Annotated in this window: 14 protein-coding genes; 5 read left to right on the top strand and 9 right to left on the bottom strand. The window is 50.7% G+C overall.

Annotation, left to right across the window (positions count from 1 at the left end; genetic code table 11):
* Positions 1–20 precede the first annotated feature (20 nt).
* Together BN3003_RS04605 and BN3003_RS04610 are read right to left on the bottom strand one after the other, a co-directional pair.
* Positions 21–1,694 carry a cation acetate symporter gene (locus BN3003_RS04605; RefSeq protein WP_058305565.1) on the bottom strand — a complete coding sequence of 558 codons (1,674 nt, stop codon included), beginning with the start codon at positions 1,692–1,694 and terminating at the stop codon, positions 21–23.
* Position 1,695: 1 nt separating this feature from the next.
* Positions 1,696–2,082: a DUF485 domain-containing protein gene (locus BN3003_RS04610; RefSeq protein WP_058305566.1), complete on the bottom strand. Its 387-nt coding sequence runs from the start codon at positions 2,080–2,082 to the stop codon at positions 1,696–1,698.
* A 278-nt stretch (positions 2,083–2,360) separates the two neighbouring features.
* Here BN3003_RS04610 and BN3003_RS04615 point away from each other — a divergent pair, with 278 nt between their 5' ends.
* A complete protein-coding gene (locus BN3003_RS04615) occupies positions 2,361–3,245 on the top strand; it encodes a LysR family transcriptional regulator (protein WP_058305567.1) in 885 nt (294 codons plus the stop codon).
* Here the strand turns inward: BN3003_RS04615 and dapC are convergent.
* The 3 genes from dapC to BN3003_RS04630 form a co-directional block, all read right to left on the bottom strand.
* Positions 3,220–4,410 carry a succinyldiaminopimelate transaminase gene (dapC, locus tag BN3003_RS04620; protein WP_058305568.1) on the bottom strand — a complete coding sequence of 397 codons (1,191 nt, stop codon included), beginning with the start codon at positions 4,408–4,410 and terminating at the stop codon, positions 3,220–3,222. The two genes, BN3003_RS04615 and dapC, sit on opposite strands and share 26 nt — an antisense overlap.
* Positions 4,411–4,417: 7 nt before the next feature.
* The gene (locus BN3003_RS04625) at positions 4,418–4,948 is read right to left on the bottom strand and encodes a hypothetical protein (RefSeq protein WP_234333022.1); all 531 of its coding nucleotides are present in this window, start codon (positions 4,946–4,948) and stop codon (positions 4,418–4,420) included.
* A 328-nt stretch (positions 4,949–5,276) separates the two neighbouring features.
* A complete protein-coding gene (locus BN3003_RS04630; protein WP_108721490.1) occupies positions 5,277–5,894 on the bottom strand; it encodes a flavin prenyltransferase UbiX in 618 nt (205 codons plus the stop codon).
* A gap of 162 nt (positions 5,895–6,056) precedes the next feature.
* Here BN3003_RS04630 and BN3003_RS04635 point away from each other — a divergent pair, with 162 nt between their 5' ends.
* The 4 genes from BN3003_RS04635 to BN3003_RS18775 all read left to right on the top strand — a co-directional run bounded on the left by BN3003_RS04635 (position 6,057) and on the right by BN3003_RS18775 (position 9,197).
* A complete protein-coding gene (locus tag BN3003_RS04635; RefSeq protein ID WP_058305569.1) occupies positions 6,057–7,670 on the top strand; it encodes a hypothetical protein in 1,614 nt (537 codons plus the stop codon).
* 144 nt (positions 7,671–7,814) lie between these two features.
* Positions 7,815–8,231, top strand: coding sequence for a ProQ/FINO family protein (locus BN3003_RS04640; protein ID WP_058305570.1), 417 nt, complete (start codon positions 7,815–7,817; stop codon positions 8,229–8,231).
* Complete coding sequence (locus tag BN3003_RS04645) at positions 8,206–9,024, top strand: TatD family hydrolase (RefSeq protein ID WP_082625546.1); 819 nt, start codon at positions 8,206–8,208, stop codon at positions 9,022–9,024. Before BN3003_RS04640 ends, BN3003_RS04645 begins: the two co-directional genes overlap by 26 nt.
* 2 nt (positions 9,025–9,026) lie before the next feature.
* Complete coding sequence (locus tag BN3003_RS18775; RefSeq protein ID WP_159061393.1) at positions 9,027–9,197, top strand: hypothetical protein; 171 nt, start codon at positions 9,027–9,029, stop codon at positions 9,195–9,197.
* A gap of 135 nt (positions 9,198–9,332) precedes the next feature.
* Here BN3003_RS18775 and speB read toward each other — a convergent pair whose 3' ends face one another.
* The 4 genes from speB to tynA form a co-directional block, all read right to left on the bottom strand.
* Positions 9,333–10,301 carry an agmatinase gene (speB, locus tag BN3003_RS04650; RefSeq protein ID WP_058305572.1) on the bottom strand — a complete coding sequence of 323 codons (969 nt, stop codon included), beginning with the start codon at positions 10,299–10,301 and terminating at the stop codon, positions 9,333–9,335.
* Positions 10,302–10,318: 17 nt separating this feature from the next.
* The gene (locus BN3003_RS04655; protein ID WP_058305573.1) at positions 10,319–10,897 is read right to left on the bottom strand and encodes a mechanosensitive ion channel family protein; all 579 of its coding nucleotides are present in this window, start codon (positions 10,895–10,897) and stop codon (positions 10,319–10,321) included.
* Positions 10,898–11,030: 133 nt separating this feature from the next.
* On the bottom strand, positions 11,031–12,455 hold the full coding sequence (locus BN3003_RS04660; protein WP_058305574.1) for an aldehyde dehydrogenase family protein: 1,425 nt from the start codon (positions 12,453–12,455) through the stop codon (positions 11,031–11,033).
* 68 nt (positions 12,456–12,523) lie between these two features.
* Positions 12,524–14,785, bottom strand: a complete 2,262-nt coding sequence (tynA, locus tag BN3003_RS04665; protein WP_058305575.1) for a primary-amine oxidase — start codon at positions 14,783–14,785, stop codon at positions 12,524–12,526.
* Positions 14,786–14,836: the final 51 nt, after the last annotated feature.

A 14,836-nucleotide genomic window follows, 5' to 3' on the forward strand; every position in this document is an offset into this window, starting at 1 on the left:
GTAACCGTTACAGTTTGTTGTTAGTGATCTGATGCATCCGCAATACCGATGCCTGTCATTGAGCGCACATACTGTGCTTCAAAGCCGGCGCGGTCTTGCGCTGCTTGCGCTGAATGGTCGGTAATCGACACAATCCAAGTCACAATAAACGCCAAAGGTATGGTGAAGATTGCGGGGTTACCATAAGGGAAGATCGGCGTTTCGTGGTGCAAAACCGATACCCATACTGTAGGCCCTAAGATAATCAAAATTGCCGCGCCCAGCAAGCCTGCAAAGCCGCCCACTACCGCACCGCGGGTGGTCAAGCCCTTCCAGAACATCGACAACACCAATACTGGGAAGTTACCCGACGCTGCCAAGGCGAACGCCAAACCCACCATGAAGGCCACGTTTTGGTTTTCAAAGGCAATGCCCAAGATGATGGCCAACACACCCAAAGCCAAGGTGGTCATGCGCGATACTTTCATTTCTTCACGTTGTGTCGCTTGGCCTTTGCGGAACACAGTTGCATACAAGTCATGGCTCACCGCTGACGCACCTGACAAAGTCAAACCAGCAACCACCGCCAAGATCGTGGCAAACGCGACCGCAGAGATGAAACCCATGAACAAGTCACCACCAACGGCTTTGGACAAATGTACCGCTGCCATATTGGTGCCGCCTATCAATTCCATTACCGGTTTGCCATCTTTTACCACTTCGTGGAAGAAGTTAGGATTGTTGGTGAGCAACATGATGGCGCCAAAACCAATGATGAAGGTCAAAATGTAGAAGTAACCGATGAAACCAGTGGCCACGAATACTGATTTGCGTGCTTGTTTGGCATCTTTCACGGTAAAGAAGCGCATCAAAATGTGTGGCAAACCGGCGGTACCGAACATCAAGGCCAAGCCCAAAGACAAGGCGTCAATCGGGTTTTTCACCAAGCCGCCTGGAGACATGATGGCGTCACCTTTAGCATGTACTTCTACTGCTTTGGTAAACATCACTTCAGGGCTGAAATTGGCCATTTTCAAGACCATGATGGCCATGAAAGTCGCACCAGACAATAACATTACCGCTTTGATGATTTGTACCCAAGTGGTGGCCAACATGCCGCCAAACAATACGTACAATACCATCAACACGCCGACAATAATCACGGCGTACATGTAGTCCAAACCGAACAACAATTCAATCAATTTGCCCGCGCCCACCATTTGTGCAATCAGATAAATGATCACCACCAACAAAGTGCCTGAAGCGGCAAACATGCGCACTGGCTTTTGTTTTAAGCGGTAAGCGGCCACGTCAGCAAACGTGAACTTACCCAAATTGCGCAAACGTTCGGCAATCAAGAACAATACAATCGGCCAGCCCACCAAGAAGCCGGTTGAGTAAATCAAACCATCGTAACCGGTGGTGTACACCATGGCGGAAATGCCCAAAAACGAAGCGGCAGACATGTAGTCACCGGCTATCGCCAAGCCGTTTTTAAAACCCGAAATGCCACCACCGGCGGTGTAAAAGTCTTTGGTGGATTTGTTTTGTTTGGCAGCCCAGTAAGTGATGTACAAAGTACCGGCCACAAAAATAAAGAACATCACAATCGCCGGAATGTTGACTGCCTGTTTTTCCACATCTCCGGTTAAGGCATCCGCCATGGCAAAAGTACTGGCAGCCATGGCCAAACTTGCGAGCAAGTATTTTTTCATTCTACGCCTCCTTAGCAACGTGTTTGTCCGCTGCTGGTGCTGATGATTTGGTGTTGGCAGCGCTTTCTGGCGCATTGCTGGCCGTCACTTCGCGTACCACTTCTTGGGTGATTTCTTCCAATGGACCGTTGGCTTGGCGCACATAAATACCGGTGATGCCAATGGCAAACAAAATCACAAACAAACCGACGTAAATACCCACCGTCGTGGTCTTACCCTCAGCTACAGGGACACCAAAAGATTCAGGGCTCGCTCCTATGTACAAAATGTAAATCACGTAGATGACAAACATCAAAATCGAAAAAGTCCAACAGTAGCGACTTTTCGTTTTGGCCATTTTTTGAAACTTGGGATTATTCAGCACTTGCTGTGCAATATTTTTTTCCACTTTTTTCTCTCCTTTGTACGTTGACTTGTCGCACGTGAGAAAATGTAAAGGCAGAAAACCATGACGCCCAATTTTTTTTTTGGATTGCTTGGATTTAAATCGCTGATGATGCAGTGCACAATTTATTTTTAAACAAGAACTTACGTGAAAATTAGGTTTTTACCATAGAGAAATTTTTTTTGCGTTGGCGCAAACAATGAAAATTTTCACAGGCAAAAACTTGTGCGAATGCAAAAAAAGTTTTATTAATAAAAAACTTACTCAAAGCGGAGACCACGGTGGATTTGAATCAATTGAAAAGTTTCGTCGCAGTGGCCCATCAGCAGAATCTCACCCAAGCTGCTGAAACTTTGCACTTGTCTCAACCCGCGGTATCCGCCCAAATCAAAGCCTTGGAAAAACACCTAGACGTGCAATTGTTTGACCGCAATGCCCAGGGCATGAGCCTCACTGCCGCCGGCCAATCCTTGTTGCCCCGCGCCGAAGACATGTTGCAACAAATGCACCAATTGGATGCGTTTGCCGGCAGCATCAAGCACGATTACCATTTACAGGCCGATATTGGCATCATCCAAATGCTGCCACCGACGGTGTTGGCCGAATGCGTGAGTTTGATCAAGAGCCAATACCCGCACATCCACCAAACCTTCAGCTTGGGTCTGAGTGGCATCATTTTGAATCAGGTCAGACGCAAAGAATTGCAAGGCGGTTTTTTTGTCGGTGACAATCCGTATCGCAATTTGCATGTGATTGATTTGATGCCGCTGCAATTTGAGGTGGTGATGCCGAGCGATTGGCAAAATCAGTTTGCCAACAGCTCAGCGGCGATGCAAAACCTGCCGTGGATTTCGCTGTCGGCCTTCTCGGCCTTGACCAAATTTGAACAAAAAATTTGGCGGCAGTGGAAAGTGAAACCCACGACCGCCTTGCAATGCGATGATATGTACGCCTTATTGGCGCTGGTGGAACAAAAACATGGCTTGGCGCTGTTGCCCAGTCATTACCTAGACCAACACGCCAACACCCACATCCACCGCCTGCCCGACATCAAACTGAGCGAAATGTTGTCTTTCATCTACCCAATTGAATTGGAACTGGACCCCGTTATCGCGGCATGGCGTACCATCTTAGAACAGGTTAAAAGCCACGCTGTGCAAATGTAAGCAAGCGCTCAGCGGCCAATTCACACTCAGCCACCGTCGCCACCAAGGCAATGCGCACATAGCCCTGCCCAGGGTTGCCTTGTGGGGTGTCACGCGCCAGCAAACGCCCTGGCAAGACTTGTACCGCTTGCGTTTGCCACAAGCGCTGTGCAAACGCGACATCGTCACCGTTAGGCACTTTCAACCACACATAAAACGACGCATCGGGAATACTCACTTCATAAGCGGCCTGTAAAGCACCGACAAACAAATCAAATTTTTGTTGGTACAAAGCCTGATTCAAACGCACATGCTCTTCGTCTTGCCATGCGGCGATGCTGGCGTGTTGAATTGGCAAACCCATGGCGCTGCCGTGGTAAGTGCGGTATTCCAAGAAAGCAGCCATCAATTTGGCGTCGCCGGCGACAAAACCAGAGCGCAAACCGGGCACATTCGAGCGTTTGGACAAGCTGGTGAACATCACCAAATTGTCCCACGAGCGATTCAGTAAAGAAGCGGCCTGTAAACTGCCCAATGGCGCATCGTCACCAAAATATATTTCGGAATAACATTCATCCGAGGCAATCACAAAACCATATTGGTCTTGCAAGGCAAACAAGGCGGCCCAATCGTCCAATTGCATCACCGCACCAGATGGATTGCCAGGGCTGCACACAAATACCAATTGCGTGCGTTGCCATGTGGCGGCATTGATGTCTTGCCACGCGGGCATGAAATCAGGTGCATTGCAATTGACGTACACCACCTCGCCGCCGGCCAGCATGGTTGCACCTTCATAAATTTGGTAAAACGGATTCGGACTGATGACGACAGGCTTGTCCGCACCTTGCGCGTCTAACACCACTTGCACAAAGGCAAACAAGGCTTCGCGGCTGCCATTGACAGGCAAGATTTGGGTTTCGGGATCAACGTTGAGGTCGTAGCGGCGTTGCAACCAATCGCTGCACGCCTGTCTGAGTTCAGTGATGCCTTTGCTGGCAGGGTATTTGGCCAAACCATCGAGATGGTTGACCAAAGCGTCTTGTATCACTTGCGGCGTTGCGTGTTTCGGTTCACCAATGTGCAACATCACCTGTTGCAGGTCTTCAGGAGGATTGATGTCTCGCATCAACGCACGCAAACGCGCGAACGGGTACGGATTGAGCTGCTGCATTAATGAATTCATGATTCGCTTACATCAGGTTGCAAAACCCCGATTGTAACGAAACTTGCTGCTTCAAGGCCAAACTATTTGCCACCAAACCCAAATCTTGGCGCAAAGTATCGGCCGCAACCTCAATTAACAACACATTGCTGGCACGACCGGCATGCAAACTCATCTTCATGCTGGCGCTTTGAAACGTTAGGCCATGTTTGTGCGCGAATTCGGCCGCACGTTGATTGGCACGGTTAAGCATGGGGAGTAAAGACACATCTAAATGAAATTGTTGCACACCCAATACCAACATGCGCGCCGCAAACCAATCGGCTTCATCGCTGATTTGTTCTGGCACTTGCTGACTGAAATCCACCCGCATCGCCGCAATCATCATCGCCACCAAGCGAATTTGCGGCAACAAAGCCTCGCTCACCAACATACCGTGTTGTGGCAATGCGTCTTGTAACAACTCGCTGGCATGGCTGTTGCCATCCACCACCAAACACATGGTTTGACTGGCTTGAATTTGTTTCTCAGTGTGTTCACACATCGCTAATTGGGTCATGGCTCGTCTCCTGAAAGGTTTTTTTACTGCATGTTGGTTTGCTGCGCTTGCAGTTGAGACGATGGACAGGTACAAAAAAAGCCGCCTCAACTGAGCGGCTTGTTTGCTTATGACTGCGTGTTTCTCTTACACACGACAAAGCGCCGCTGGATTTGAGCGGTACCAATAGTAAGAAAAAGAGAAAGATTGCGTCATTAAAGTATTCATGCTGCACACACTAACCGTATTTTTGCCACTTGTCAAACCTATCCGGCCAATTTATCCAAAAGCCACATCACCCATGACACGAAACGCCACAGCAATTCCAATAATTGCCGCAAACCCTCCACTATTCACCCCAACGCGGCAACAAATCATGCGGTATGCGCAGCTGATCCAAGATGCGTGCCACCACAAAATCCACAATGTCTTCAACGCTTTTTGGGTGTTGATAAAAACCCGGTGACGGTGGCAACACACACACGCCCAAGCGCGCCAGTTTGAGCAGGTTTTCCAAATGGATGGCCGACAGCGGTGCTTCACGCGGCACAATAATCAAGGGTCGCCCTTCTTTGATACTGACATCGGCGGCGCGTTCTAATAAATGGTCTGAGGTGCCGTGCGCAATCGCCGCCACCGCACCCATGGTCGCCGGGCACACCACCATGGCATCGGCCACATGCGTGCCCGATGCACACGGCGCCGACCATTGATTTTGGCCAAACACGCGCAAACGCGAGCCATCAACGCCATATTTCTCTTGCAACATCGCCTCACACATGCTGGCAGAAGACGGCAGCTGCAAATTCATCTCTTGCTGCGCCACGATTTGCGCCGCTTGCGAATACACCAACCACACGGTTTTGTCCAAGCGCAGCAAGCATTCCAATAAGCGTATGCCATAAGGCATGCCAGAAGCACCGGTTAAACCCAAGGTGACGGTTTGTATGGTTGTGGGTGACATCATGTCCAAGCGGCCTGTAAACATTAAACGACGACATTGTAATGGCGGTTTTAACCGAAACTCAAACCTTATAGCCACAGACTTTAATTAACTTTGCATTTTTTCCGTGAACCAATTGGGTTTAATTGGTTACAATGTCCAATTCTTTTGAGTTTGGGAATCACTATGTTTGTACGTCGCCTCTTGGTTAGCGCTGTGTTAGCGTGTCTTGCTGCTTGTGCTGCGCCTACGTCGACGTTTGTGGTAGACAAAAATCCCAATTTGAAACAAAGCACCGCCATAGGCTCGGTCAATGCCTTGGATTACCAATTGATGCCCAAGCGCAGCGCCGCTGCCTTCAGCACCACGGTGTCTACGCAAAATGCCAGCAGCACCGCTTTGTGCTTGCAACAACATCTGAGCAGCGAATTCAAACTGCCGCCTGAATTTGTGTCGCACAAAGTCTATACCGACAACAATCACAGCGTAGGTTTGATTAATCCTTTCACCCAAGTTGAAGGCATCACCATGGATGTGGTCAACAAAGGTGGCAGCAGTGAAATCAAACTGTACGACAATGGCAATTTGCTCTCGCGCGCCTGGAAACAACTGCCTAGCAAATGTGGCCAAGGCAAAACCACCACCTTGGCGCAAGACACTGGCAGCAGCAAAACCAGTGCGAAAGCACCAAGCGGCATTGATTTTGTCTCAGCTGGCAAATCGGGCAGCAGCATCGCCGACAGCAGCAAACCTGTGTTCACTGCCGCTGCAGCGCCAGCCGTGATTAAAGCCACGCCATTGGTAAAAGCAGAGCCGATACGCGTTGTAAAAGACACCGCTGTGACCACGCCGTTACAGGCCGCTACCACACCAGTGCGCAATATAGCTGCATACCAAGCCAGTCCATTGGTAACACCTAAAGTAGTGGCCACTGCCGCCAATGCTTCGGCCATCACAGCAAGCACTCCGCGCATCGTCGCCATTGCCGAACCCATTACCGCCACCCCTGCCAACAATACAACAAGCGCCACCAGCAGTGCGTGGAACCACGGTGATTTAACCCAAGACGACATGAGCATCATTGCGCCTGCCACAGCCGCAGTGGTCACGCCAGCCATGGCAATTGCCGCGCAAAACATGGCAGCACAAGAAGCGCCGCATTTGGCCGCTGCCGCCAAACAAGTCGCAACCAGCCCAGTACAAGCGCGCAGCGTTAAAGCCAGCGTGGCCAAACCGAACACCAGCAGCACCAAAGCACTGGAAACCAGCAAAACCAAAACAGCCGCGGCGGCCACACGCAAAAAAGTCAACAACACTGCTGCCAAAGAAGACAGCAAAACCACCGCTGCCAGCAAAAATACCAAAAACAGCAAACAAACGGCCAAAGAAAGCGCCAGCAACAGCCGCAGCAAGGCCAATGACAGCAAAAACAGCCGCAATAAGGCCGATAAAGCCGAAGACAGTAAAAACAATCGCAGCAAAAACAGCAAAGCCAATGCCGCTGAAGAAAAAGCCAGCAGCAAAAACAAAAGCAGTCGCAACAAAGCCGACAGCAAAGCCGATGACAACAAAAACAGCAAAGGCAAAAAAACCGCTGAACGCAATGTAAAAGAAGACAACAGCAAAAACAGCAAAAAGAAAACCGACAATAAGGCCAACGACAACAGCAAAAACAACAAAAAAGCCGCGCCAGAGCGCGATAACAACAGCAAGGCCAAGGCCAGCAGCAATAAGAGCAAAGCCACTGACAAAAAAGCCGAATCTGCTAAAAAAACCCCTAAAAAGGACAAGAGCAAATAAGCCCAATGCCGAATTATCGATATTCCAACCGCATTTTCCGCACAGTTTCTTTGCCCCAGCGGTTAAAATCGGTTAAGATGCACTTGGGTCAGACGGCATTTTGGGTGTCGTCGTTGTCTTGATGTGGTAAGGACTGAAGCAAACATGCAAAACGAAACCAGCATAGGCGCCGCTTTAAAAGCCGCTGTGCAAACAATGAGCAAGAAAAAACAAACGGACATGATTGCTGATCATGTTTACGAAAAATATGACGTATTCAAAAAATTCAAGCCTTTGGCTGTGGGCATAGATCAAGACTTGATTGCCGCCTTGCCACAATTTGAAGCCACATTGATTGCACGTGTATTGGCCAATCATTGCCGTCGTCCGCGTTACATCAAAGCCTTGGCTCGTGGTGGCAAACGTTTTGATTTGAATGGTCGATTCAAAGGCGAAGTGACTGCTGAAGAGCAGCAAATTGCCCAAAACCATCCTTGCATGCAATCCACCAAACCTGAAGCAGCAGCTGAGGCACCGGTTGAAGCTGCAAGCAACGATGTCAAAGAAGCCGATAACAGCTGATTTGCGATTAATTGACAGTCACTGTCATTTACTCGATGAGCCTTTATTCAGTAAGCTGCCTGAAGTAATTCAGGCAGCTTTTGTGTCTGGCGTGGGCGCATTCATCGTGCCGTGTAGCCATGCGCATGATATGGCCGTGTTGGCAAACTTGCTGACGCCATACCCCAACATCACCCCTGCTTTTGGTGTCCATCCTTTTTATGTGCACGAGCTGGCTTTGGATGACGCGTTGGCCTTGTTGCGCCAACACCTAGAAGCCTATCCGCAGGCTTTGGTGGGTGAGATTGGTTTGGATTGGGCGGACAAACACTTGAGCGATGCCAATCGACTGTTGCAGCAAGACTTTTTTGCGGCGCAATTGCAAACAGCGCAGCAATACCAGCGCCCTGTCATCTTGCATTACCGCCAGTCTTTGGATGACATGTTGGCGGTGGTGAAGACACAGCAATTCCAATATGGTGGCTTTTTGCATGGTTACAGTGGCAGCATAGAGCAAGCGCGGCCGTGGTTGCAATTGGGGTTTAAATTGGGTTTGGGCTCGGTCTTGCTCAAACCCAATGCACGCAAGATTTACCAATTGTTGCCGCACCTGACAAGCAGCGATTATGTGCTGGAAACCGATGCCCCGTATATGGTATCGTCTGCCATGAATCAAGCATATAACGAACCGAAATTCGTGCGTGCTGTGGCAGAAACATTAGCAGATTTTTACCAATGCGCTTGGCAAGACATCGCCGCTTACAGCAGTGCCAATGTGGCCAGCGTGTTAAAACCCAGTTGCAGAGAGGAATGAAGATGAAATGGTTATGTGGTTTAATCGCGTGTATGGTGGTGTTAACGGCATGCAGCTCCAATAAAGGCGGGCCCATCAGCAGCCACACCGGACGTGAACGCAAAGCCATGCGCGTGCAAGCGGTAGACGCACCACCTCCTGTGTTGATTGCGCCTGAACAAAGCGCACAATAAGTGTTGTGAACCGCAAAAGCGGCCTGTAAATGTTTACAGGCCGCTTTTTAATGCTTTGCAGCATTATCTGACTTCAATGCGACTTGCAGACCAGCAAGATGCTGTCTCAAGTTTACAGGCCGCATCAGATACCGATTACAACTTGCCAGCCACTTTGCGGTTGCGCATCAAACACAACAAGTCCGCAGCCACGTGCGCGGCGGCGATGGCGGTGATTTCGCTTTGGTCATAAGCCGGCGCTACTTCTACCACGTCGGCACCGACGATGTTCAGGTTTTCCAGCTTGCGCAAAATGCCCAATGCAGTGTGACTGCTCAAGCCGCCCGCCACTGGCGTGCCCGTGCCTGGTGCGTATGCTGGGTCTAAGCAATCGATGTCGAAGGTGATGTACACCGGATTGTCGCCTATGGTTTCGTAAATGCGCTCGACGGTTTTGTCGATGCCGTTTTCATTCACCCACGGTGCAAACAACATGTTCATGCCCATAAAGTCGCTGTTCCAAGTGCGGATGCCGACTTGTGCCGAGGTTTTCGGGTCAATTAAACCTTCTTTGACCGCTTTGTAAAACATGGTGCCGTGATTCAATGAATTTGGGTCATCGTCTGGCCAAGTGTCGCAATGGGCGTCGAAATGCAACAACGACAAGGGTTTGCCGTATTTTTCTGCATGTGCGAGCAACAAGGGATAGGTGATGTAATGGTCGCCACCAAACGTCAGCATTTTGGCTTGGCTGTTGTTGATGATGTCGCGCGCGTGCTGGATGATAGAGTCTTTAATCGTCCACGGATTGTGGGCATCAAAATAGCAATCGCCGTAATCAATCACCGCCAAATCGTCAAACGGGTCAAAACCCCACGGGAACAACAGCAATTCCGCCAATTGCACACTGGCGGCGCGCACCGCAGCTGGGCCCAAACGCGCACCAGAGCGAAAAGTGGTGGCCAAATCCAAAGGCACGCCCGACACCACCACATCGACATCGGTCAAATCGCGCGAGTAATTGCGGCGCATAAACGACAAGGCGCCGCTGTAAGTGTTTTCGGTGGCGGAGCCAAACAAACCTTGGCGACGAAACGCCGCATCACCATAAATTTTTTCTGACATGTGTGTCCTCTGTTCCATTAAATTGAGGGTTCGCCATCGCCTTGTTGCCAACGGCGTATGGTTTTTTGAAAAAATGCACTGTTAGGTACTTGAATCAAGGTCTCGCGACCGTCTTCACGCCCCATTTCTTCGAGCACAGTATAAAGCAAGTGTATGGCCACCACACGGCCGTGCATGCCAACTTTGTCGGCCGCATCGAGTATTTCCAATTCGTCGCCAACGCGAAACGGCTGCGTGGCAAAAATCAAAAACGCACAGAATATGTTGGACAACACACTCCACGCGGCAAAAAATGCCACTGCCGCCACCGCCGCGAAACCGGTAATCGCCGTCCACAACACCCGACCAGACACACCCAAGCGCTCCAACACCATCAAGCCAGCGGCAAAAATAATCACCCAACCGCCTATGGTCTTCATCGGCACAGCCACGTCCACCGGTACTTTGTGGTGGGAGACGATTTTATCGAACAATTTGCCCACATAGCGGCGCAATAACCACGCCACCAACACGATGCAGCCGACTTCGATGGCCACCAACAACAAATCCAAAGAATCGTGCGCCCACGCAGGCAACACTTCACGCAACTCATCCATAGCCACTCCTTAAGCGCGCATCATAGCATATCCACTCCTGTCCTGATTTACAGGCCGCATTTGGCATGAAAAAAGCTGCTTGAAACAAGCAGCCAAATACCACAACGACACATAGTCTTGCCATGTCTTGCTGTTACGCCTTGTACACGTGCACCGCTTTCTGACGTGTGTTGGCGAGCAAACCATCGATGCCAAATTCAGCGCCCAAGCCCGACAGCTTCCAACCGCCAAACGGCGCGTGCGGCGCCACTTCGGCGTGGCCGTTAATCCAAACGGTGCCGGTTTGCATTTGGGCGGCGATGGTTTGTGCAGCGGCCAAGTCTTGCGACCACACCGAGCCGCCCAAACCAAATTCCATGTCATTGGCCATGGCTATGGCTTCATCAACACTGCTGTAAGACACTACTGGCAACACTGGACCAAACTGCTCTTCGCGCACCAAGGCCACGGCATTGGCTATGTCGACGACGATGGTTGGACGGATGAAATAGCCGGATTCAGGTTTGGCACTGTTTTGAGTGAGCACGCGTGCGCCATTATTCAAAGCGTCCTGTAAATAGTGGTTCACCTTGTCAAACTGCATTTTGTTTTGTACTGGGCCCAATTGGCTGTTGGCGTCCATGCCATCGCCCAACACCACCGCATCGGCAATGTCGGTCAAGGCTTGCGTCAATTCGGCATAAATCGACTCATGCACATACAAGCGCTTCAAAGCCGCACAGGTTTGGCCGCCATTGATGAAGGCGCCGCCATAAATCTTCGCCGCCACTTCGGCCACATTGACATCGGGCAACACAATGGCGGCATCGTTGCCACCGAGTTCCAACGTCAATGGGCGCATAAACGCCGCACCGCTCTTGTAGATTGCTTGTCCGGTCGGGGTAGAGCCCGTGAAGACCATTTTTTGGATGCCAGCATGGGCGCTGAAGGCCGCGCCGACATCGCCTTTGCCCACCACCGCTTGCAACACACCGCTAGGCAACACTTGGTTTAACACCTCCACCATGCGCACCGTCGACAACGGCGTGTATTCAGACGGCTTGTTGATGACCACATTGCCGGCTTTCAGCGCCGCCACCATGTGCCACATCGCAATCATTACCGGCCAATTCCACGGCGTAATCGAGCCGACCACACCGATGGGCTCATGGTGCAATTCAATGCGCTTGCTGTCTGAATCTTCCAAGATGTCGACAGGAATCTGCAAACCGGCGGTATAGCGCAACCATGCCAACGTGCCTTGCATTTCAAACTGTGCCAAACCCAAGACTTTGCCTTGTTCCAAGGTAATCAAAGTAGCGATTTCATCGGCGTGTTGTTCCAACACATCAGCGGCCTGTAACAATAATTCCGTGCGTTTGCCATCGCCCAAATCGCGCCACAACGGGAATGCCGCTTGCGCGGCGCTGACAGCGGCGTCGAATTGGGCAGGATTGATGGCGCTGATGCTGCTCAATACCTGCTCATTGGCAGGGTTGATGATGTCTATGCGTTCGCCCTCGCCGCGCACTTGCTTGCCGGCGATGATGCTGTAATCGGGGAAATGGATTGTGTTCATGGGTCTCTTTCATCTTGAAAGCGGCCTGTAACACTTTACAGGCCGCTTATGGGCTTCTTTTATCAGAATCAATGACGGTCTAAAGTCGCGGTTTCGTCAAAGTAATTCCACGGTTTGAGCAACACATTCACCCACTCGGTCGGCATGATCGGCCATTCTTCGGCACGGGCAATGTGGGTGGTGCCAGTGGTTAACCATACCACCAAGTCTTTGTTATTGATGTTGCCATTGTCAGAGGTGAATTGACCCAAGCCAGTATCGCGGTCGGAGCGGTTAGGGAATTTGCCCTCAGGGTACAATTCGCTAGGTTGGTATTCGGTCACCCAAATTTGTTTGTCCATGAAGTTCAAGCGCTTGAACAACCATTCGTCTTTGCTGAAATTCGCACCTTTGGCTACCGGATGTGTGCCGCCGGCAAACGGAATCAACTGGTAAGACACCGGATTGCCCATGCGGTTTTCCTTATTGTAATTGGAAATCAAACGCACTGTGGCTGGGTCGAATTTTTGCGAAGCGCTGGCTTCGGTAGTCAACACCTTGGTTTCGGTTTCCATCGTGCTCTTACGCGGCCCTTTGCGGCTGTTTTTGGTCACCACAGGGTCGATGGCGGTCATGGTGTTGTTGGCACCGTCCACATCCATGTCCAAACGGAAGTTGTAAATGTGTTGGTGGGTAGTGCCGACGATGTTGTGGTCGATCAAGGTGCCATAACGCGTGTCTTCTTTGGCGGTGGCGTCGTGCATGGTGCGCGATTTCACCCCTTTCACCGCTTCAATACCGGTTGCACCGGCATTGATGCCTATGGTGCCATTTGGTGAGAATACCCAGTCAAAAATATAGTCGTAATTGCCAACGGTGCTGATCCAGCGCACCACCAATTCGCGGCGCTCGGTGCTGACATTCGGCTTGCCCATCTCTTGGTGTTTGTAATCTGGGCCGGCATAGCGTTCAAACACGGCAATCGCGTTCGGGATTTTGTTCGGTTGACCCAAATAATCTGGGATTACCGCGTCCAGCATCACCGCATTGGTCGGTGCGTCTTTGCCTTTTTCAATTGGCGAAGTCAACGTGCCCATGCCGTATTCACCCGAATCCAGATAAGACTTGAAATACCAACCCGCATCTGGATCACCGTAAGGCACGACCATGCCGCCCAAATTGCCTTGGTACATGATCTTGCGCGCCGTGCCTTTGTCATTGTAAGTCACCGTGCCCAATTGCAAGCCTACGCGCGAATCCAAGCTGACATGGAATTTCCAATTGCCCCATTCGATTTGGCGGCCATTGATGCTGTAGTTTTTGCCTTCTGGTTCGGTAATCAACAAAGGCTTCACTTTCACGCCTTTGCGGTCTGAGCCATCATAAGGACGCGCCGCCATCGGCACAGGCACCACACCTTGGTCTTCAATTTTGATGATTTTCTTGGCGTTCAAATCCACCACTGCCACCAAGTTTTCAATGGGATGCGCCCAGTAATTGCCATCGCCAGTGTCCAAATACGACACTACTTTCAACACGCTCAAATCGTGCTTCAAATCGTCTTCATCGCCAAAATAGCCGACGGTCAACGGCGTGGTCACCACTTTTTTCACATCGGTAATGCCACGTTTTTTCAAGGCTTCGGCGTATTCAGGACTGGCTTCCATCGCTTGCTGTACGGTAGCGAAATTGTCGAGCAAGACCATGCCGTGTTTGCCTTTTTGCACATCCCATTTCACCACCTTGCCGGCGGCCAAATCCACTTCACCTTCAACAATGCTGTCTTTGTCCAAAATCGAGAACACCGCACTGCGTTTGGCTTGCATCGGTTTGTTGTCCAACACACTGCCCCACACCGCGTCTTTGTCTTCGTCTTTCAAACGCAATTCCGAAAAGCGGTAATTGCTGACATCGTTGCCAGACGCTTTGATGATTTTCACCGCCTCGGTGATTTCACTCGCGGTCAAACTGTCAAGTGGATGCGATACCTGCTCCACTTTGAAACTCTTGTCTGCAGTCGGCGTGAACAATTCGTTCACCAAAGTGTCTGCTGCCACCCACACCCCGTCTTTTTGGCTCACCGGCACGCTCAGTTTGACTTTTTTGCCATTCACCAGCGCTTGGTTGCTGTTCATTTTGATGCGCGCTTCGACACCGTCTTGTTGCAACACGATGGTTTTGGTGAAATCGTCAACGCTGACACTGCCACCAGTGGCCTGTACTTGTTCGCTAATTGGCATCATGTGCGCAGCTTGACCGTGCGCCAAAGCCAATGGGCTGTGCAACAAGGCCGCGGCGCACACCAAGGCGCTGAGGGTTTTGATTGATGAAGGGGGGAACAGGGAATTCATGGCGGGTTTCTCACTCGTTTTTATGTTTTGGTAAGCCGCATCATAAAAAAT

It is taken from the genome of Vitreoscilla massiliensis, from assembly GCF_001457815.1.
Lineage (GTDB): Bacteria > Pseudomonadota > Gammaproteobacteria > Burkholderiales > Neisseriaceae > Vitreoscilla > Vitreoscilla massiliensis.